At 58.2% G+C, this 20,170-nt stretch carries 17 protein-coding genes and 2 pseudogenes; 5 read left to right on the plus strand and 14 right to left on the minus strand.

Translation table 11 applies throughout. The features are described from left to right. Positions 1–35: 35 nt before the first annotated feature. Entirely contained in the window at positions 36–941 is a 906-nt protein-coding gene (locus tag ACCO56_RS22545; protein WP_433643114.1) for a DMT family transporter, read from the minus strand. A gap of 281 nt (positions 942–1,222) precedes the next feature. After that, entirely contained in the window at positions 1,223–1,627 is a 405-nt protein-coding gene (locus tag ACCO56_RS22550; RefSeq protein WP_433643115.1) for a DUF1330 domain-containing protein, read from the minus strand. 259 nt (positions 1,628–1,886) lie between these two features. On the opposite strand from ACCO56_RS22550, the gene ACCO56_RS22555 reads away from it, so the two are divergent. Together ACCO56_RS22555 and ACCO56_RS22560 are read left to right on the plus strand one after the other, a co-directional pair. Next, entirely contained in the window at positions 1,887–2,411 is a 525-nt protein-coding gene (locus ACCO56_RS22555; RefSeq protein WP_433643116.1) for a GNAT family N-acetyltransferase, read from the plus strand. A 104-nt stretch (positions 2,412–2,515) separates the two neighbouring features. After that, entirely contained in the window at positions 2,516–2,866 is a 351-nt protein-coding gene (locus ACCO56_RS22560; protein WP_433643117.1) for an ArdC-like ssDNA-binding domain-containing protein, read from the plus strand. Positions 2,867–2,993: 127 nt separating this feature from the next. Here the strand turns inward: ACCO56_RS22560 and ACCO56_RS22565 are convergent, their stop codons facing one another. The 3 genes from ACCO56_RS22565 to ACCO56_RS22575 all read right to left on the minus strand — a co-directional run bounded on the left by ACCO56_RS22565 (position 2,994) and on the right by ACCO56_RS22575 (position 5,537). After that, on the minus strand, positions 2,994–3,890 hold the full coding sequence (locus ACCO56_RS22565; protein ID WP_433643118.1) for a class I SAM-dependent methyltransferase: 897 nt from the start codon (positions 3,888–3,890) through the stop codon (positions 2,994–2,996). A 370-nt stretch (positions 3,891–4,260) separates the two neighbouring features. Then, positions 4,261–5,157, minus strand: a complete 897-nt coding sequence (locus ACCO56_RS22570; RefSeq protein ID WP_433643119.1) for a DMT family transporter — start codon at positions 5,155–5,157, stop codon at positions 4,261–4,263. A 152-nt stretch (positions 5,158–5,309) separates the two neighbouring features. After that, positions 5,310–5,537 carry a hypothetical protein gene (locus tag ACCO56_RS22575; RefSeq protein WP_433643120.1) on the minus strand — a complete coding sequence of 76 codons (228 nt, stop codon included), beginning with the start codon at positions 5,535–5,537 and terminating at the stop codon, positions 5,310–5,312. A gap of 801 nt (positions 5,538–6,338) precedes the next feature. On the opposite strand from ACCO56_RS22575, the gene ACCO56_RS22580 reads away from it, so the two are divergent. From ACCO56_RS22580 to ACCO56_RS22590, 3 genes and pseudogenes are all read left to right on the plus strand, one after another. After that, positions 6,339–6,914, plus strand: a complete 576-nt coding sequence (locus ACCO56_RS22580; RefSeq protein ID WP_433643121.1) for a biotin transporter BioY — start codon at positions 6,339–6,341, stop codon at positions 6,912–6,914. Then, entirely contained in the window at positions 6,911–7,897 is a 987-nt protein-coding gene (gene bioB / locus ACCO56_RS22585; protein ID WP_433643123.1) for a biotin synthase BioB, read from the plus strand. The genes ACCO56_RS22580 and bioB overlap by 4 nt, the downstream gene beginning before the upstream one ends. 111 nt (positions 7,898–8,008) lie before the next feature. Beyond that, positions 8,009–8,905: pseudogene (locus ACCO56_RS22590) on the plus strand (DMT family transporter); the annotation flags it as partial. A gap of 501 nt (positions 8,906–9,406) precedes the next feature. Here the strand turns inward: ACCO56_RS22590 and ACCO56_RS22595 are convergent. The 9 genes and pseudogenes from ACCO56_RS22595 to ACCO56_RS22635 all read right to left on the minus strand — a co-directional run. Then, positions 9,407–9,931, minus strand: a complete 525-nt coding sequence (locus ACCO56_RS22595; protein WP_433643124.1) for a cobalamin B12-binding domain-containing protein — start codon at positions 9,929–9,931, stop codon at positions 9,407–9,409. Between the two features lie 768 nt (positions 9,932–10,699). Beyond that, positions 10,700–11,473: an enoyl-CoA hydratase gene (locus tag ACCO56_RS22600; RefSeq protein ID WP_433643125.1), complete on the minus strand. Its 774-nt coding sequence runs from the start codon at positions 11,471–11,473 to the stop codon at positions 10,700–10,702. A gap of 145 nt (positions 11,474–11,618) precedes the next feature. Continuing rightward, positions 11,619–11,972 carry a DUF1330 domain-containing protein gene (locus ACCO56_RS22605; protein WP_433643126.1) on the minus strand — a complete coding sequence of 118 codons (354 nt, stop codon included), beginning with the start codon at positions 11,970–11,972 and terminating at the stop codon, positions 11,619–11,621. Then, on the minus strand, positions 11,962–15,141 hold the full coding sequence (gene ileS / locus ACCO56_RS22610) for an isoleucine--tRNA ligase (protein ID WP_433643127.1): 3,180 nt from the start codon (positions 15,139–15,141) through the stop codon (positions 11,962–11,964). Before ileS ends, ACCO56_RS22605 begins: the two co-directional genes overlap by 11 nt. Positions 15,142–15,161: 20 nt before the next feature. Further along, positions 15,162–15,926 carry an SDR family NAD(P)-dependent oxidoreductase gene (locus tag ACCO56_RS22615; protein ID WP_433643128.1) on the minus strand — a complete coding sequence of 255 codons (765 nt, stop codon included), beginning with the start codon at positions 15,924–15,926 and terminating at the stop codon, positions 15,162–15,164. 51 nt (positions 15,927–15,977) lie between these two features. Then, positions 15,978–17,147 carry an acetyl-CoA acetyltransferase gene (locus tag ACCO56_RS22620; RefSeq protein WP_433643129.1) on the minus strand — a complete coding sequence of 390 codons (1,170 nt, stop codon included), beginning with the start codon at positions 17,145–17,147 and terminating at the stop codon, positions 15,978–15,980. A 232-nt stretch (positions 17,148–17,379) separates the two neighbouring features. After that, the gene (locus ACCO56_RS22625) at positions 17,380–18,207 is read right to left on the minus strand and encodes a helix-turn-helix domain-containing protein (RefSeq protein ID WP_433643130.1); all 828 of its coding nucleotides are present in this window, start codon (positions 18,205–18,207) and stop codon (positions 17,380–17,382) included. 67 nt (positions 18,208–18,274) lie between these two features. Beyond that, positions 18,275–19,327 carry a Glu/Leu/Phe/Val family dehydrogenase gene (locus tag ACCO56_RS22630; protein ID WP_433643131.1) on the minus strand — a complete coding sequence of 351 codons (1,053 nt, stop codon included), beginning with the start codon at positions 19,325–19,327 and terminating at the stop codon, positions 18,275–18,277. 102 nt (positions 19,328–19,429) lie between these two features. Then, a pseudogene (locus ACCO56_RS22635) lies at positions 19,430–20,065 on the minus strand (alanyl-tRNA editing protein); the annotation flags it as partial. Positions 20,066–20,170 lie beyond the last annotated feature (105 nt).

Here is a 20,170-nt window from a genome sequence, read left to right on the forward strand (position 1 = left end):
AGCCGCACAACCAAGGCAGTGCACGCCCATAAGGGTCAGGTTGCTGGGGCAGCCTTGCGCGCTGGGATTGTCATAGCAGCCACCCCCGCAATAACGCACACCAATCCGATCATTCCGGTCGAGGACAAGCTTTCGCCGAGGAACATGACGCCGATCGCCACCCCGATTGGAACCCGCAGATAAGCTTGCGCGGTCGTACCGACCGACCCAAGGGTCTGGACGAGGCGGAAATAGATGACGAAAGCGAGCGCCGTCGAGAAAACCGAAAGCGCCAGCAAGGCCAGGATCGACTCCGTTGATGGAGCCATGGTCCCCGGCTGTTCAGCGATGAGACTGACCGGGATAAGGACCGTCGCGCCGCAGATCATCGACCCCGCCGCCGGCATGATGGGATGGAGTCCTCTGAAGTTCTTGCCGAAGATCGCGGCGGCGGCATAGCAAACCGTGGCGGCGACGATGGCGAGTTGCGCCCATAGCTCCCGCCCCACACCATCGAGAGCCTGAACGCCGACGATCAAGCAAATGCCGACAATGCCAGTGCCAATCCCGAACAGCTTGCGACCTGTTACGGCTTCATGGCGCGTGACGAGCACGGTCAACAGGAAGACGAAGATGGGCGATGTGGAGTTGAGGATCGTTGCCAGTGCGGCGTCGGTGGTCTGCTGTGCCCATGCGATCAGCGTGAAGGGGATCACGCTGTTGAGGCACGCCTGAAACAAAAAACGTCGCCAAGTAGCCGCGTCCGTCGGTAAGTTCAGGCCTTGCCACTGGATGATTGCGACCAGGATCAGACCGGCGATAAAGGTCCGGGCTGCGATCAGCGTAACAGGCGCGATAGTCTCAACCCCGATTTTGATGAAGCTGTAGGAGGCACCCCAAAGCGTCGAGAGCGCCAGAAGCAGCGCCAATTCTTTCACCAGATTCTGATTCTCGCTCTTCATGCTCTCTCCGCGATCACAATTGAGCACAAACACCTCTCCTTTTTGGCGTGAGCCTTGCGCCGAATGTTTCGGCGTCGGCCAAAGTTGCGGCTGCGGCTGCGGGAGTGCAGGTTATACTTTGTCCACGTCCAACGGCGCTTCGAGAGACCACCTTTGCGGAGGTTGCGTCCTGATCTGGGACGCCGCCCGAGTAGCTTGGCCTAGCCACCGCTTTCGAACTCACGTCTGATTCACTCAGCGCCGTTTACCGGCGCGACTGGTGGGCTGGAATGCCGTGCCTGTTATCCAGATTTCTCGAAGCCCTCGATCAACAGAATCGTGGCATCTGCACCGGCCCTGCGATCCTTGACAATCTCCCGGTAGGCAGCCGATCCAGACCAGGCTGCAAAATCGTTCCTGCTCTTAAAAGAGATCAGGACAACTTTGTCTCCTTCCCAGATGCCCTCTACGGTCTCAGGCCTCTCATCGGCTGCGAGCAACCGACCGCCGAACTCCTTCAGGATCGGCATGAACCTCGCTTGGTAGCGATTGTAGGCAGCGAGATCCTTGAAACTGAGTTGGGCAAGCACGAAAACGGTCATCATTTGCGCCTCTGCAACTCCCAGGCAAGCCCTCGCTAGACCGCAGCAAGTAGCTGCCTCAGTCCACGCGCGCAGCAGACCCCTGTTCCGGCCGGTTTTCAGCATCTTCGGGTGCCATAGAGAAATTGGCACGCGAATAATTCTCAGCTGCAAATGGCACGGAGTTGGCAGCCGGCTCGCGCACCGCCTTTGCTTCCAGCCTACAGCCACGAGGTCCTCCGAGACGGGGCCTCCGACCGCTTTGCCGGTGAAATCTACTCATCCGGGTTCAAAGGTCGTACCGGCAAAGCTACGCTTAGTCCTGTTGCCGAAACTGTCCAATGAAAGCCAGACCGACTCTGATTCTCAAGAGCCAATGTGACCAATGCCCGTTCTCCAGATATTGTCGCCCCGCACGATCACGAAACCGTTTTCCCCGCCTGATGCACATGAAATCTATGCGTGTATTTCTCCGGAGATCACGAAATTCATGACATGGGAGCCGCCCGCTTCATATTCGGATTTTCGAACCGTATGGCGCGCTTGGCTTGCTCCCGGTGATCCACAGACCGACCTCCACTTGGTGGTCCGCGACCGCAAGGACTCTCGATTTCTCGGATGTGTCGGCCTTCACTCGCTCAGGACCAAAATACCCGAACTGGGCATATGGCTGCGGCGCGACGCCCACGGCATGGGATTTGGGGGCGAGGTGATTGGCGCCGTCGTCGCTTGGGCGAGCCGACAGTTCACTGTCGAGTGTTTCGAATATCCAGTCGCCGAAGAAAACGTCGCCAGCAGGCGGATAGCTGAATCGCTTGGCGGCAGCACCATTGGCCGACGTGACAACCCCAAATACCGGGCCATTGTCTATCATATTCCCAGCGCAGTCGAGCAAACCGAACTGCCTTAGTGCAGTGCCCGCGCGCCCCTCTGGACTGAGAGTGTAAACGGGGTTTGTCGTGAGGGATTGACGGCTGGGAGAGAGCCTCCCGGCGCTCGTCGCAGAGAACCGCGATGTCCAGACATGACCGCACCTCACACACCGGCTCGGACCGGGCGAAGCTTTACGACAAGATCATAGACAAGATCATCGCCGAGCTTGAGGCAGGACGATTTCCTTGGGCCCGACCTGGGGGAAGTCCAGCGCGAAAGCCTCGCTCGGTCTCCCGAGCAACGCCAGCACGGGCCGCCCATAGCGTCACCAGCATCCTGATCCTCTGCGGCGCCGTGATCCAGCACGGCTTTCCCGGTCAGGGCTGGCTCACCTACCGGAAGCGACGCCGTTCGGCAGCAATGTGCGCAAGGGCGAGCGCGGCACCACCCGATGAACTGGCACCGGATCGCATTGCACGATATCGGGCATAATCCCACAACCGGATTATGCCGGAACCAGTTCTGTAGTGCCGGAAGCGGTGGCCTCCGGCTCAAACACATTTCGGCATAATCATAGGGATTCGAGAAAAGCGAGCAGCTTGTCATCAGGCCAGTTCTGCTACGTGGGGGGCTTTTGACCGACGTACACGGCGGTCACAAAATTCCGGCGAACGTGCCCGCCGAATTCATCATCTACGATGCGCCCAATCTCGCTCAAGAAATTGGAGCGCTCATCCTGGGACAGTCTTGCGACCGAAGAAAAAGTTTGGGTTAGCAGTTGGACTTGGCGGGTGGTTAACCTGTTCTTCCATCGGATTTCTTCATATCCGACTTTCAAAAATCCTGCAGTTTCCAATTCGGCCTTGCGGGCCTCCCTATCAAGAGCGAAAGGGCGTTTTCCGTCGTTGGATGGACTACGGCTAAGTCGTTCGAAAAGCGATTGAGTACGGCGTTGGAATGGATCCATATCGTCTGGATCACCGAAAACTGTCCACCACATTGCCCACCAACCGCCTGGGCGCAAAAGTCGAAATACTGTTGCGAGCGTGGGCTCTGCTTTGAGCCAGTGAAACGCTGTTGCGGCCACACCGAGATCGAAGGCTCCTGCCAGAAGATCACTGTCCTCGAACGAGGTTTTTACGACGTTTAGCAAAGAACCATAGTTTTTCAGCCGATCCGCTAATATCGAGGAAAGCCGCTCGTTGGGTTCCACTGCTGATACTGTGCTTCCCATTGCCAGCAAGGGCTCGGTTGCCTGTCCAGTCCCTGCTCCAATCTCAAATACACGCGCACCTTGCGGTAGCGCGCCAACGTCGCGGAGTATATCAAAGACACGCTGAGGATATGGCGGCCTTGCATCATTATAGGCTTTACTGACCGCTCCAAATGCAGTTCGACCTTCCATGATTGAAATAGTATCTGGCGCCATTTCTTTAACAGCCTCGCCGGGCGATGTATCCAGGCTCCGGCTCCACTTACCACAAAAAGAAAAGCATCTTAATGCGTTCAGAGGCACCAATCCCTCCGACTGACTGATCCCCTAAGTCCGTTGGGTTTCCGGTCGCAACCCTCGTGGCTCCGGACCGTGTTGCCCGCAAACACGGCTGCCCGCCCATTCCGCGCCTAATGGGCGAGGTGCCCGCGAGCAGGCAGTTGCAGGCGTCTCCCGCCGGCCTTGGCCGGGCCTCGTCGGAGGGATGGCCTGCCGGCGAGACCCGCACTACCCCGGGCGGCACCCGGATCACCCACCTCACGCTGGTCACTTCACAGCGTACGCTATGCCGATCTTTCGCCTCGGGGTGTCAGCCATACGCGATCTGCCCTCTCCATCACGCCGCGATTTAGACTTTGCTTGGATGATTGGGCGGGGCAGGGAGCCTCATCGACTATCTAGATGCGAGCACGATCCCAGAAAGCGACACGACGAGCCCTACGGCCATCGCGCCGGACAGTGGTTCATCGAACATCAACCAGGCCCACAGCATCGTGACCGGAGGACTCAGATACAGAACACTGCTGACGCGAGCGGGTGACGATCTCCGCAAGCACAGGTAATACAGGCCGTATCCACCGAAGGTGGCGACAATGACCAGCCAGCCGATACCGATGATGAATTCCCACTCGTAAACTGGTGCGATGCCGCCCTCCCCAGCAGCGAAAGCACTGAAGATTACAGCAGCAGCAAAACATTGGATGCACAAGCTTTGATGAACAGGCATATCGCTGCTTGCGAAACGCTTCTGCAGAAGCGTGGCCAGAGCCAGAGACAGCATTCCTAACACCGGCATAGAGTAGGCCCAGGGCGGGGCTTCCCCTACGTGCAACGATCCGACCGAGGCAACGAGCACTCCCAGGAAGCCAATTCCCAAACCAACCCACTGCCTGCCGTTGAGAAGATGGCCCAGGACCGGCAATGAGAGCATTGCGATCGCCAAGGGCAGCATGTCGGCGATCAGTGCCACCAGCCCCGTTGGTACACCTCTAGCGATGGCGATAGCAAAACCCGCGAGATACCCCGACATCGCCAAGGCTCCAAACACGAGGTGCTTTGCAATCTCGGCCAGCCGAGGCTTTGGACCGATCAGAAGCGCAAAGGGCAGCAGCAGGACGCCGGAAGCAAGTGTACGCCAGAGCAAGATCAGAAAAACCGGCCCGTGATCTATGGCGTATCGGATTCCTACGAAACCGGAACTCCAGCAAACAACGAGCGAGGTCTCTAGCAGCAGAAGGCCGACAATTGGCAGAAGCTGCGGTCTTCCCGTTCCGACAGACTCGATGGCCATCTCTCATCCCTTAGCCGCCTTCGATTGGGATAGTACGCTGCCGTAATTACAAAAAATACGCTCAATGCGACAATCTGCTTCGCAAGCCTGAGAGCGTTAGACGACGTCCGCGAAGCTGCCGTCGTCCTGTGCGTCGTTGGCCGAACCGATCTCTAGCTCTGTTGTCGCAAGGATAGTATGCCGGCCCCAACGAGGAGCAGCATGCCGAGCGTGGAGATCACGTCCGGCAACTCTGGAAAGAGGACCATCCCCCAGATCACTGCAAAGCCGACATAGACGAAATCGAAGGCACCCACCGCAGGAGGGCCGTTCTGATAGGCAATAGCGGGCCCAATGCTGCCTACCAGGATCGCTGCCCTAACAACCCCATCTAAGCCCACTCTGCTCCGCCCATAGTCGCCCAGTGCGCGAACGAGAAGCCCGTTCGCAACGAGTGGGGCAGCAGCAGAATCAGTCCAGCGTTCCTGTAGCGATAAAAGCCATATTCAGCGCCATCGACAGAACGAGAGGATGCTGGTCGCGGCACTTGTTTGGCGCTCAAACATCCTTCCTTTGAAAGAGCTGTCACACCCTTTCAAACCATTTCATTTCCCGTTGCGAGGCGTTTCGTCATTTAAGCTCAGGCTCGTCATAAGCGACCCGCACCGCGGAGTGCGAGTTGCCGGTTTCAGCCCGCAGGAGGTCAAGGAGGTGGCCGACATGCGCGCAGCGCTCGAGTCATTGCTCTGCGGAACGCTGCACCCCATTTAACGCCCGCCCTTCTCGGCGAGGCTGAGGAGGTCAACAAAGCCGGCGACCGGGCGAAGGCTTTTGAGTCGGACTTTTCACAGGCTCATCCCTACGCCATGTGCGATGCCCCGCCTTCTGAGGGCTATCGACGATCTTCATACCGTATCGTAACGGCGGTTCCTATTCTACGGTGGCTCGCAGAATGGGATGCTTCAACCTGATCGCGATCACCGCTCCATCCTAGAGCATTACGAACCGGTCAGGCGGAGTTGGCGGCGTCGATTCTGGTCCGACATATCCAGACGATCGCGCAACCTCGGCAACCCTTCTAAAAATCTATAAAAATTTGCGAGCGCGACGCGCTGCAGGTGTTGCTTGCAATTTTCGCCAATTCGAGGAATCCTTTTAGCGATAGATTCTGAAGATTATCTATAATTCTGAAGGAAACTGCAATGAGTGAAGCACTGACCACGCCGGGCCAGACGCGTCCGGCGACCGCAATACAATCGGCTGCCGTGATCATCACCGGCACAGCGCTTATGGCGCTGGCTGCCAAGGTACAGATACCATTTTGGCCGGTTCCGATGACGCTGCATACTCTGGGTGTAATGGCCTTCGCTGTAGCGTTTGGACCGCGGGCGGCGGTCTCGATTTTCGCCTCCTATCTTGCCCTTGGGGCAGCGGGGCTGCCGGTGTTCTCAGGATCTCCTGAGCGGGGTATCGGCGTCGCCTATTTGATGGGCCCGACGGGCGGCTATCTGCTCGGATACCTGATCGCCTCAGGACTGGTTGGCTATCTGGCTGTCGGTAAAAAAACCTTCGGGCGTATCTGGGCGATGCTGGTTGGCATGATTCCGATCTACGGTTTGGGTGTGGCGTGGCTCGCATTTTACATCCCGTCCTCCGAGTTGTTCGTCGTGGGCGTCGCGCCTTTCCTGCTTGGGGATCTGGTGAAGATCTGTGTTGTCGCTGCAATCGGCACGGCGATCCCGGCCTCGATCTCCCGGCGGTGGAGCAAGGGCCAATGAGACCAGCCATCCGAACGACCCGCCACGACTGGACTGTGGAAGAGATCGTTTCGCTTCACGACCTGCCGCTGCTTGAATTGATCGGCCGGGCCAATCAGGTGCATCGCGAGCACCACGATCCCAACAAGGTGCAGAAGGCAAGTCTTCTGTCGATCAAGACTGGCGGATGCCCGGAGAACTGCGCCTATTGCCCGCAATCGGCGCATCATCGTGAAGTAGATCTGACGCGCGATCGGCTAATGGATCCTGCACGGGTGGTGGCGATGGCCGCCACCGCCAAGAGGGCAGGGGCCGAACGCTTCTGCATGGGAGCCGCATGGCGACAGGTTCGCGACGGCAAGGACTTCGACGCGATCATCGAGATGGTCAAAGGCGTACGCCAACTCGGAATGGAAGCGTGTGTGACGCTCGGCATGCTCAAACCCCACCAGGCCGAGCGCCTAGCGGGCGCCGGCCTCACTGCCTACAACCACAATCTCGACAGCAGCCCCGAATTCTACGGCAAGATCATCACCACCCGTACTTATGAAGATCGGTTGGAGACGCTGGCCACGGTTCGTGCCTATGGGATCGATTTGTGTTGCGGCGGCATCATCGGGATGGGCGAGACGATCTGCGATCGCGCGTCCATGCTGCAGGTCCTAGCCAATATGCATCCCCACCCCGAAAGCGTACCGATCAATGCGCTTGTTCCGGTGGCAGGGACGCCCCTGGCGGATCGGCCAAGGATCGATCCGCTCGAACTGGTGCGGATGGTCGCGACGGCCCGGTTGGTAATGCCGGGTTCGACCGTGCGACTTTCCGCAGGGCGATCTGCCCTCGTTCGTGAGGCACAGATCCTCTGTCTCATCGCTGGCGCGAATTCGGTGTTCTACGGAGACACCCTGCTAACCACTCCCAACGCCGAGATTGGCGAAGACGCGGAGCTTTTCGCGGCTATCGGTCAACCGATGTTCGACCCTGTTTCGCCAACGGCCGCCTGACGGACGAATACGGAACGACGTCATCAAATAGGGAGCTTTTGCCACGGAAGAACGCTTCCACCAAGGTGCAGTTTCTTCTCAAGCTTGGCATCATTTATGTCGCTCGATAGAATGACGGACACCTCGGGTAGTAGGCTGACGAGCAGCCGGCACGAAGACGGAGGAGGTCAGACGGCAACAATAGCTGTTGTCGCCGCTCCTGCATTACTGGTCTTCCTGTCCTCCACGAGCTTCATCGCCGCGCGTGCAGTTGCACCTTATGCCGATCCTGTTCTTTTTCTTTTCATCCGATTTTTGGTCGTCGTCGTCTTGTTTGCGATACTCGCACGCAACGTTCCGTGGCCGAAAGGCTGGCAATTTGTTGGTCATCTACTTGCCGGCATGGTCATCAACGGCGTTTATCTATGCGCCAGTTGGTGGGCCGTGGCCAATGGCTTGGCCGCTGGCGTTATGACCCTGATTGGCGCGCTACAGCCGCTGTTTGCAGCTTTCCTGATCGCAACCATCCAAAAAAGGCCGATTGGATCTAGCGCCTGGACCGGGCTGATGCTTGGCTTTGCCGGTGTCGCTTTGGTGCTTGCGCCGAGACTTGCCGACGTTCACGTCGAAGCCATCCCGGTGCTTCCAGCGGCACTCGGGATATTCAGCATACTTGCTTTGACGATTGGCACGATGATTCAGAAATCCACGCTTTCGAAGGCCAATCTGTGGGCTACAGGGGCAATCCAGCACCTCGGGGCGTCTGTCGTGGCCGGTATGACTTTTGTGACCGTTGGAACGGGTGATTGGAACGGTTCACTCTCGTTGTGGTTGGCACTGATTTGGTCGGTCCTAGGACTTTCCCTGGCTGGTACATCGCTGTTCGTCTGGATGGTCCGTTGTGGTGAAGTCACCCGGGTAACGGCATTGATGTTGTTGGTTCCCCCGGCCACGGCGTTGCAAGCATTCTTCCTGTTCGGAGAGACTTTAAACAGTATTCAGCTAGCCGGGTTTGTCGTCACCCTTGCGGGCGTGATGCTCGCGCAGGAGCTGCACCGTTTCCTAACTTTAGGGCGCATCTTTAAGCTTCCGCTACTGCCTCGCGCGATAAAGGCGGACAGGGGGAGCAACTTCTGCCATGGGCTGATTTGTGATGGTCTGGAGCGCAGCACGAACCTTCCGCCGGCGGCCTCACGCGCGACCGCGCAGCTGTGCGCGATCGCAGAACCGCGGTCAAACGGGCAGACCGAGGGCAGATCACCGAACTCATGCTAGTGAAGCGCCAGATGCACGGCCGTGGAAAGCCCACATCTTGCAAGCCAGTCACGCAGGATACGCATGATCCCGGGAACGTGTCTAAAAAAGCCAGTTGGTCAAGTTCGGCTTGAGAGTACATCGCGTTCACCGCGATGCCCTCTAGCATCGTCCAGACGTCGCCTATTTCGGTCGGCCGGATTCGAGGGGCGAGGTGCGGTACGGTATTGCCGAGAATTCCGAGAACAATGCCATTGCAGTTGCAGCCTTCAGCCATCAGCCGATGCATTCGATGCATTGCTCAAGCACATGCGCGACGTCGCAGCCCGCGAAGATAAACTGATCAATTCCGCTCTGCTGCAGCGCGATTTCACGGGTGCCAGGCTTGCCTGCGAGGGCGACAAGTGCCGCCCCCTCTCGTTTCAGCGTCCGGGCGACTTGTTCGACCAGAGTGTCGTCTGTATGAACAGCCTCATCCGGCACCGACCAATAGTCGTTGTCACTGCCGCAGATGCAAACCACGGAGCAGTCGCTTCTCTTGAACGCAGCAGTTAAGGTGTTCATGTCTGTATCGCCATTGCAAATGTAGCCGTCACCGATTGGCGCTTCGATCCCCGCGGCTTCGAAGAAGTTCTTGGCAAAGGTTGCTCGTGCAGTGAAGGAAGCGGCCGACCCGAGCGTCGCCATGAAAATACGAGGAACGACACCCCTTGCTGCGGCGAGGCGCTCGGATTGCGCGCGCAAGGTCTCAAAAGGCGCCGCAAATCGAAAGGGCTCGATAGCTGGGAATGTCTGCATCAACGTCGCCTCCGTGTTCAAACAAGACTTAGAATATGCACAGCTAGGCGCTGCACGATCGTTCCAGGGCGGTCCCGTGCCGATCTTTCCGCAGTGCTCCCCTGAATTGAGTCAGAGCCATGTCAAATCCTGGGGTGAAAATCCGTTGTTTCCAAAATGTTCGGAAATTTCACTTATCCCTGTGAATAGGGACCGATCCGTTTGAAACGCGTCGAAGCAAGTCAGCTTGACCACATCTCAACGCCCCCGCGATTGTCGCCATCAACAAGCGCCTTCCACATACCGCTCGTCACTCAATCGTTTGGAACAAGGCTAAGCTGCAGCACGCAGACTCTTGATCAGCGTTTCGCACCAACCTGCCCCAGCGGCCGGATCAATGACACGAGCAAGGTGAGCCTCTTTTCCGCATATGCGCGTCTGGCAATCCGACCGTCTGCTTAAAGGCAGGACGCTGGTCGGTCGACGTTCGCGCAGCAGATTCACCCACAGGTCGCGACGATCATCATCCGTCACGATGTTTTCGCCTGGAGCGAGAGCACTGCTCTCCTCAACCCAATTCCATAGGCATAGGAGAGCCCGAAAGGTCTCAATCGTGAGAAACTGGTCGGCATATTTTGCCCGCGATCTAGCTCTACCCAGTGCATCGGTACCGCCGCTCTCGCCCCCGATATCAATCGACCTGTTAAAACGAGGCATTCTCCCCTTCGAAATCGACGCATTAGATCCAGCGTCAGCTCCGCCAGCGACCCAGTGACGCGCTGATCTGTTACGTCAGGCATTCTTGAACTCAGGCTCCCGCTTCTCAACGAACGCTGCCATGCCCTCTTTCTGGTCGGCGGTAGCGAACAGGGAAGAGAAAATGCGGCGCTCGAAACGCAAGCCCTCATTCAGTGTTACCTCGAAGGCACGGTTCACCGCCTCTTTCGTCATCAGCACGGACGGCAACGACTTCGAGGCGATCATCTCGGCCGCCATCATCGCTTCCGTGAGAAGGTCCGCGAATGGCACTACACGAGCTACGAGGCCTGTGCGCTCCGCTTCTTGCGCATCCATTATCCGTCCGGTGAGGCATAGATCCATCGCTTTGGCTTTGCCGATCGCCTTCGTGAGGCGCTGGGTTCCGCCGGCACCCGGAATCATTCCGAGATTGATCTCCGGTTGGCCAAACCGGGCGTTGTCGGCGGCGATGATGAAGTCGCACATCATCGCGAGCTCACAACCGCCCCCGAGGGCAAGGCCCGCGACCGCTGCGATGATCGGCTTGCGGCGTTGGCTGATTCGATCCCAGCGTTCGAACTTGTCCTCCAGGTAGGTCTCGGGAAAAGTACGGCTCTGCATCTCCTTAATGTCTGCACCCGCGGCGAACGCTTTCTTTGATCCGGTGATGACGACGCAGCCGATGCTCACATCCCTCTCGAAGATGTCGAGCACCTGGTTGATCTCGCCAATGAGTTGGTCATTCAGAGCGTTCATGGCCTGCGGACGATTGAGTGTTATCAATCCGACCTTGCCCTTGGTTTCCACGAGAATGGTCTCATACGTCATGCAGGTTCCCTATACGATTTCGTCAAATCAACTTCGCGCGCGGCGCTCGTCGGAACGATCAATGCTTCAAACGTCGGCTGGCGGTGATTCACCAAGTGAAGAACTGATAGCTCTTCGACAATCATCAGATCGCCAGTCGAGGCAGTTATCCGATCTCCTGCAGGCGCTGGTGCTCATCTGAAAAATAGAACGTTCTCACACCTTCAACGCTACCGGATTCAGATCCAACGCGTGGAAAGGACCATCGTCTCTTGGTGCATCGTGAATGCGCCCCCTCGGACAAGAATTGGCCGCCGTGCCATTGGATGGCAGCGGCGAACCGGGCAGAGTATGCCCTTGTAGGGTCCCGATTGTGCAAGGTAAGGCACCCGATAAGATAGGCCGGCATTGTAGCCTTTGCACTCCCTCGTGCTGAAAAATCATTAGGTTGGCAGCTTGGCACGACAGACGGCGCGCATGTTGGTCGATCCTGCGCGCCATCCAATTGATCAGGGGACATGTGCCGGGGTGTTCACGCGCGTTATTGTGAACGCCAGGTTGTGATCGTCGATACTACCCGATTTCGAATACCCACCGCTCGGCTCATCTACAAAGCGCATCGAGTTTGCGAGAGCAGCCGTTGTGATCACAGAGTGATGAGTGCGAATGGCTTCTGCAATCGATCCCTCCGCCTTAACCTCGAGGCGAATACGATCGGTGACCTCAAAGCCCGCATCCTTCCGAGCCTGCTGGACGAGGCGCAGAAAGTCGCGCGCCCAACCCTCCGCTTGCAGGGTGGCAGCGATCTCGACATTAAGCTGGACGACACCGCGCCAGCCGTCAAACGACGCAGTGGCCTGGCCTTCGGCTGCTTTAATTCGCAGTTCGAAGTCAACTGGCTCAAGTGTCAGCCCGGCGATGTCAACGCGGCCGTCATCGCGCAAGACGAACTCCGACGCTCGCTGTGCGGCCATGACCTCTTTCATCTTGGACCCGACACGCGCGCCTACTTTCGAATTGACCTTGATCTCGCGCCTGCCGTGGCGCTCGATCTCGGAGCTCAAAACGACGTCTTTGACATTGACCGCCTCAGCGATGATCGGCACGTAGTCGCGCAATGCCTCGGCCCGGGGGTGTACCACGGTAAGCGAGCGTAACGGCAGGCGGGTCCGGCGCCGATATGCTTCTCTAAGCGAGAGCACGGCCGAACAGACGTCTCGAGCCAGGTCCATTTGCGACACAAGCTCGGTATCATCCGGCAGAGAGCGATAGTCCGGCCAATCAGCGAGATGAACGCTGGGCTCGCCCGTGAGGTTCATGTAGATCCTGTCCGAGATGAATGGCATCAGCGGAGCGACGGTTCGGCAGACCGTCGTCAGGACCGTGAAGAGGGTATCGTAGGCTACCTGCTTGTCGGCAGGATTGTCGTCGGACCAGAAGGACGAGCGGCGGCCCCTGATATACCAGTTGTTCAGCGCATCGATGAAACCCGACAGCGGCGCATAGGCGCCCGGGATATCGTAGTGATCCAGGCGGTCTTCGACCTTCGCCACCATCTGGCGCAATTTTGCCAAGATATGGCGATCGAGAACATGCGATGAATTGGCCCGCGACTTCGCACGGATCCCATCAATGTTGGCATAGAGCGTAAAGAACGAATACGCATTCCAAAGACGTAAGATGACCTGGCGCGCCGCCTTTCCGATGTCGCGTCCATCTTTGGGCATAGCGAGATCGCCGCCAGACATAAGCGGCGATGACAGCATGTACGATCGCAGCGCATCGGCGCCGTGGGCGTCGAACACCTTCACAGGGTCAGGGTAGTTTTTCAGCCGCTTCGAGAGCTTCTGGAAATTCTCGTCCAACACGACGCCGTGGCAGACGCAGTTCTTGAACGGTGCGCGATCGAAGAGCGCAGTCGACAAGACCATCATGGTGTAGAACCAGCCGCGCGTCTGCGCGACGTATTCCACGGTGAAGTCCCCAGGGAAGTTCGCTTCGAACCGTCCCTTGTTCTCGAATGGATAATGCAACTGGGCAAAGGGCATTGAGCCCGATTCGAACCAACAGTCGAGAACGTCCGGAACTCGCCTCATCATACTTTTGCCGGTCGGATCATCCGGATTCGGCCGCACGAGTTCATCGATCATTGGGCGATGGAGGTCATTCGGCCGAACCCCAAAATCGCGCTCGATCTCATCGAGCGAGCCGTAAACGTCGACTCGGGGGTATCGGGGATCGCAGCTCTTCCAAACCGGGATCGGCGCGCCCCAGAAGCGATTGCGGCTGACGTTCCAGTCGCGCGCATGAGCGAGCCAGTTTCCGAAGATGCCGTCTTTGACATGCTCCGGTGTCCAATTTATGTCCCTGTTCAGCTCGACCATCCGGTCGCGGAGGGACGATACCTTCACGTACCAGGATTCCACAGCCTTGTAGATCAGCGGCTGATCCGTTCGCCAGCAGTGCGGGTAGTTGTGGCGATATTGATCATGCCGCACGACCACGCCGCTGCGAGCCTTCAAGTCTTTGATGATGTTGGCGTTCGCTTCAAGGACGACATTTTGGCCGGCGTAATCCGGGACTTCCGATGTAAACTTGCCGGCCGCGTCCACCGGAACCACGAGCGGAATACCTTCGGCCTTGGAAATCTCGAAATCGTCTTCACCGAAGCCAGGCGCGATGTGCACGATGCCCGTACCATCGGATGGGCTGACGAAATCGCCGGCGATCACGCGAAATGCGTTTACCGCGTCCTCAAAATAGGGGAACATCGGTACGTAGCTGCGGCCGACGAGCTCCGCCCCTTTGATGGTGGCGACCCTCGAAAAGCCCTTGAGCTCGTGCTCATAGCGATCAACCGCCTCTTCTGCGAGGATCCACCGCTCCTTGCTGTCGCGCTCGAACACGGCATAGCCGAGGCAGTCGTTGACGCACAGCGCCATATTCGACGGCAGAGTCCAGGGCGTGGTCGTCCAAGCGAGGAGCTTGGTCTGGAAATCGTCACCAGGCTTTGCATTGAGCAGGAAACCGACCGTTAGGGCCGGATCCAGCCGCTCGCGGTAGGAATTGTCGAGACGTGTCTCAAAGTTCGAAAGCGGTGTCTGGACCGCCCACGAATAGGGCACGACGCGATAGCCCTCATAGACGAGCCCCTTGTCCCACAGCGTCTTGAAGGCCCACATCACGCTCTCCATGAACGTGATGTCCATCGTCTTATAGGCGTTCTCGAATGAGACCCAGCGGGCCTCGCGCGTCACATACCACTCCCACTCCTTTGTGTAGCGCTGCACCGATTCGCTGCACTTCGCGTTGAAGTTGGCGATCCCGTAGTCCAGAATCGCATTGCGGCCGGAGACCCCCAACTCCTTTTCGACTTCCAGCTCAGCCGGAAGTCCATGGCAATCCCAACCGAACCGCCGCTCGACATGGCGGCCTTTCATAGTTTGATAGCGCGGGATCAGGTCCTTCATGAAGCCGGTGACGAGATGCCCATAGTGCGGCAGCCCGTTTGCAAAAGGCGGTCCGTCGTAGAACACGAACTCATTCGATTTGCCGTCGATGGCCCGCGGACGGCCGTCGACCGAGGCCTCGAACGTTCGATCGCGTTTCCAAATCTCGAGCACCTCCCGCTCGATGGCGGGAAAGCTTGGATTGGACTCGATCGGGGGATAAACATTGGCCTTGGTCATTGAATTTACTCTTGTATGACTTACCGCGGTGCCATCCTAATCGCGCCGTCGAGCCGGATAACCTCGCCGTTGAGATAGCCATTCCGGATGATATGAAGAACAAGACCTGCAAACTCGTCGGGATCGCCGAGACGCGAGGGAAATGGCACCTGCTTCCCAAGCGACTCCTGAGCGTGGTCGGGAAGCCCCTTCAACAGTGGCGTACCGAAGATGCCCGGAGCGATCGAGCACACTCGAATTGCACTCTGCGCCAAGTCTCGTGCAATCGGCAGCGTCATGCCAGCGATTGCTGCCTTGGAGGCCGCGTACGCTGCCTGGCCAATCTGGCCATCGAAGGCCGCAACTGAGGCGGTGTTCACGATTACGCCCCGCTCACCTGTATCCGCCATCGGCTCCAGGCCTGCCATCGCCGCAGCGCAGCGAGAGACCATTCGAAATGTTCCGGACAGGTTTACGGAGATGACTTCTTCGAAGAGGCTCATCAAATGGGATTGACCTTTCGAGATCACGCGAGCGGGAGGAGCAATGCCGGCGCAGTTGACAAGGATACGCTCTACGCCTTGAGCGGCACGCGTCTCGTCCAATCCATTCTGCACGCTGTCATCGGACGTGATGTCGACCTTGACAAAGCGCGCCCCGATTTCCGCGGCGCGGTCGGCGCCATCATCACTCACATCGAAAATAGCAACGCGCGCGCCGGCGGCGATCAAAACGCGCGCGGTTGCAAAGCCAAGGCCGGAAGCACCGCCTGTGACGATCGCGGAAATAGTGTCGTCGAGATTCATGTTTGAACCTTCTGGCTTTGCTGTGTGGCGCGGCGAATTCGCCAAAATCGACTAGCGAACCCGTTCGAGCACACTGGTGTAGTTCGCAACCGCTGCGCCACCCATATTGAAGACGCCAGCAAGGGTCGCCTCCTTCACCTGCATACCCTTGGGAGCTTCTCCGGCGAGTTGCATCGCGCTCATGACGTGCATCGAGACGCCGGTCGCTCCGACCGGATGGCCCTTGGCTTTCAACCCACCGGAAGGATTCACTGGAAGCTTGCCACCCATTGCGGTCCAGCCTTCCTTGATGGCGCGCGCGCCTTCCCCCCGCTTCGTCAGGCCCATTGCCTCGTACTCGATCAATTCGGCAATCGTGAAGCAGTCATGGGTTTCAACGAATGAGAGATCCGCAAGCGAAATTCCTGCTTGGGCGAGCGCGCGCTGCCACGCCACCGAGCACCCTTCGAAGGCGAGAATGTCGCGCTTCGCAAGTGGCAGAAAATCCTGAGCCTGCGCGACCCCTCTAAAGGCAATCGCACGTCTCATTTCCCGGGCGGTACCCGTGTCGGCAAGGATGAGGGCTGCCGCGCCGTCGGAAACGAGGCTGCAGTCCGTTCGTTTGAGCGGCCCCGCCACAAACGGGTTCTTCTCGCTTTCGGCGCGGCAGAACTCGAAGCCGAGGTCCTTTCGCATCTGCGCATAGGGGTTGGCGATGCCATTCCGATGGTTTTTGGCGGCGATCATAGCGAGCGCGTCCGACTGGTCGCCATGCTTCTGGAAATAGGCAGCGGCAATCTTCCCGAAAACACCGGCAAATCCGCCCGGGGTATTGGCATCTTCCGGAAGATAGGAGGCCTTGAGAAGATTTTGCCCTATTTGCGCTCCCGGTGTCGTTGTCATCTGTTCGACCCCGACGACCAAGACGATCTCCGCCGATTTCGCCGCAATCGCCTTTAGGCCTTGATGCACGGCGGCCGAGCCCGTCGCGCAGGCGTTCTCGATCCGTGTCGACGGCTTGAAGCGCAGACGGTCGTCGGCTTGAAGAACGAGCGAAGCCGTGAAATCCTGAAGGCTGAAGCCGGCGTTGAAGTGTCCAAGTACGATCTCGTCGACATCTCCGGGGGCGATGCCGGCGTGCGCGAGCGCCTCATTGGCGACTTTCACAACCATGCTCTCGATCGTCTCGGCATCGTGTTTTCCGAAGGGCAGATGCGCCCAACCTATGATGGCAGCTGACATGATCTCGATCTCCTGTCTTTCCGGAACGATCCAGTGTGATTGATGGCGCTCGCGGCACCAGAAAGGGTGGCGACACAGTCGAGGCCAGGCCTGCCATGGCCGCTTTGTCCGAGGTTATGGCCGGGCTGGGCATTGCCCTCCTCCTGTGCAGCAGATTGGCGTGCTCGCCATTGCTGCCTCAGCAGGCCGTCAAGGTATTGGTAGAACTTTACGTTCGCTTCGCGGATCCAAGCTAAGCAGCTGCCGTTACGAACTGGCCTGGAGTAATCCCATAGGCCCGCTTGAAGTACTTATTGAATGCACTCTGGTCGTAAAATCCAACCGCAACCGCAATGTCAGCAAAGTGTGCACCCTGCTTCAGCAGTCGGCAAGCAGCACGAAGCCGAATCTGCGTCAAATACGTATGAGGCGACAGTCCGAATGTTCGGTTAAAACACCGGATCATCTGGAAAGGCGTCAAATTGAAAGACGTCGCTAGAGAATCGAGAGAGATATCCTGCGAGTAATACTCACGCATATATTCAATGATGCGGCCGGTCAGCACCTGCTCGTAGGTCGCTTTCTCCGGACGAAAAAAGGGGCTGCTGTGGCGCTCAAAAAGCTTACCGAACGCGAGATAGAGCTGGCTCCTAACCGAAAAACCGCTATCGTTGCTCTCGATTGACTGGTGCAGATATGTGAAATCGTTAATGAGCTCTTCGTCTCGGAACACATTGGAACAGAAATACGGCGTGTGCTCGAGCCCCAAACCTTTCTGCACCGTCTGCATGGCGCCGTCAGTCAGATAGAACGAGCGATAGCTCCAGCGCTCGCTCGCGCCGAGCCATCCGGAATGCGGTTCTTGAGGATTGAACACCAACAACGCGGAAGTGCGCGCCTGATCGACAATCCCTCGGCTCTTGAATTCGGCGCCACCCTGTTCGGTCACTGCAATGACATGGGCGTCGTGTGTATGGGGCGCATACTCATGCGTCGTGAAATCGGCCCACAGAAGGCTGAGCCCCTGGACTTCGGGATCTTGCCAATATTTGGAAAAATTTCGCGTGTCGGAGCGCGCCACTTAAGCGTTCTCCCGCCGCGGCGGCCTAACCTCGTCAAAAGGGCCACTGCAACAATCGTACCAAAAATTATTGCTGGGTGCCCGTCCGGCCAAGGCGCGCTGTCGCCAGTTGCTCTGCTGCGACCGCCGTCGATACACTATTACTTTCCGCAACGGCGAATACCTCCTTCAATGTGTTGGAAATCTCATCGACCTTCTGGTTGACCCAGTGAGGGTCAAATCCGCGTCTTTCTGAATCTACACGGATAAGGCCCGCGGCATTGATGATGTAGTCCGGCGCGTACAGAATATCCCTGTCGGTCAATGCGTCGGCATGTTGCGGCTTGGCCAACTGATTGTTGGCGGCGCCCGCGATTACTTTCGCCTTCAAGCGAGGGATCGTTTCATCATTCAGGATGGCACCCAGCGCGCACGGCGCAAAAACATCCACGTCTGCCTCGTAAATTTCGTCGGTCGTCACCGCCTTCGCATCAAACTCCGCGACCGCGCGTTCCGCCTTGGAGGCTCGAATGTCGCTGACCACGAGTTCAGCGCCGGCTTCCTTGAGGTACTGACACAGGTGCCAACCGACGTTTCCTAGCCCTTGTATGGCCACTCGGGCACCGCGCAGATCGGCCGTCTTGAAAGTGTGCTCGACCGCAGCGCGCAAACCGACATAGCAGCCTCGGGCCGTTGTCGGAGATGGATCGCCAGCCCCACCGTCGGCTTGGCCGAGGCCCACCACATGACGGGTAGACTTCTTGATCTCTCCCATGTCGGAAACGTTCGTACCGACGTCTTCGGCTATGATATATCGGCCTGAAAGCCGGTCGACCGCCCGCCCCATTGCCTGCATCAATGCCGGCGTCTTCAACCTTGTCGGGTCGCCGATTATGACGCTCTTGCCGCCGCCAAGCTCGATCCCGGCCATCGCCGCCTTATAGGTCATCCCGCGGGACAGACGCAGAACGTCCTGGAGAGCGGCGCCCTCACTGGCATATCCCCACATCCGGCATCCGCCCAACGACGGTCCGCGGTGGGTATTGTGGATGGCGATGATGGCCCTTAAGCCGACGCTGTCATCGCTGCAGAATACGATCTGCTCGTGACCGTCGAAATCGAGTTCCTTGAAGACCGACATTGTCCGTTCTCAGTTTTGGAACAGATCGGCAATGCCAACGCGCAGACGCCGGTTCTGGCGCCCCTTATTGTCGATTTTCAGAATGCGGACGGGGCGGGCCAATCCGGTATGCATCAGATGCGTGCCGCCGCAGGCCTGTCGATCAAACCCGTCCAACTCGACAATGCGCACGGGGCCGTCTTCCTGGGGCGGTGGGGCGACGGCCTTGCTGCGAATGACGCCCCGTTCTGCTTCGGCCTCGGCCATGGGGATGTAGTGCTGCCGAATGGAAAAATCCTGGCGAATTGCGTCGTTAATTTCCGGCTCGAGGGATTTTAGCCTCTCGTTATCAGCCCCCGGTATGTCGAAGTCGATGCGGAACGAGCCATCGTCGGACATTTGCACGCCGGTCACAAGCGCGCCGCCGAAATGGTGAAAGACGATGTTGTTCACGATGTGCGAGACCGTATGGAGCTCGCACATAAGTTCGCCGAACGGGCGGTTCACATCGACGACGACATCACTGTTGATACTGTGGTCACCGTCAAAGAGATGCCAGCATCCGCGCGGGTCTGCTTCGAAGCCGATCAGATCGACCTGTCGGCCCTCCCAGGATAGCTTCGCCTTGTTTGCGAGCTGTCCGCCGCCGCCTGGATAGGCTGACGTCCGGTCGAGCAAAACAGCTCCGGGCCGAGCGTCCAAGACCTTGGCTTCGACGGCAAGTGAGTGTGGATCGTCCTGGCAGAGATATCGAGCCATCGCCGCCTCCTCAGGACAGTTTGGAGCGTTCGACGATCGCGCCGAAGGTCATGTTGCGGGAGCTAGATGTCGTTACGGATGCGGGAGCGATCGTGTTCGCGGAAT

Source organism: Mesorhizobium sp. 1B3 (assembly GCF_050958605.1).
GTDB lineage: Bacteria > Pseudomonadota > Alphaproteobacteria > Rhizobiales > Rhizobiaceae.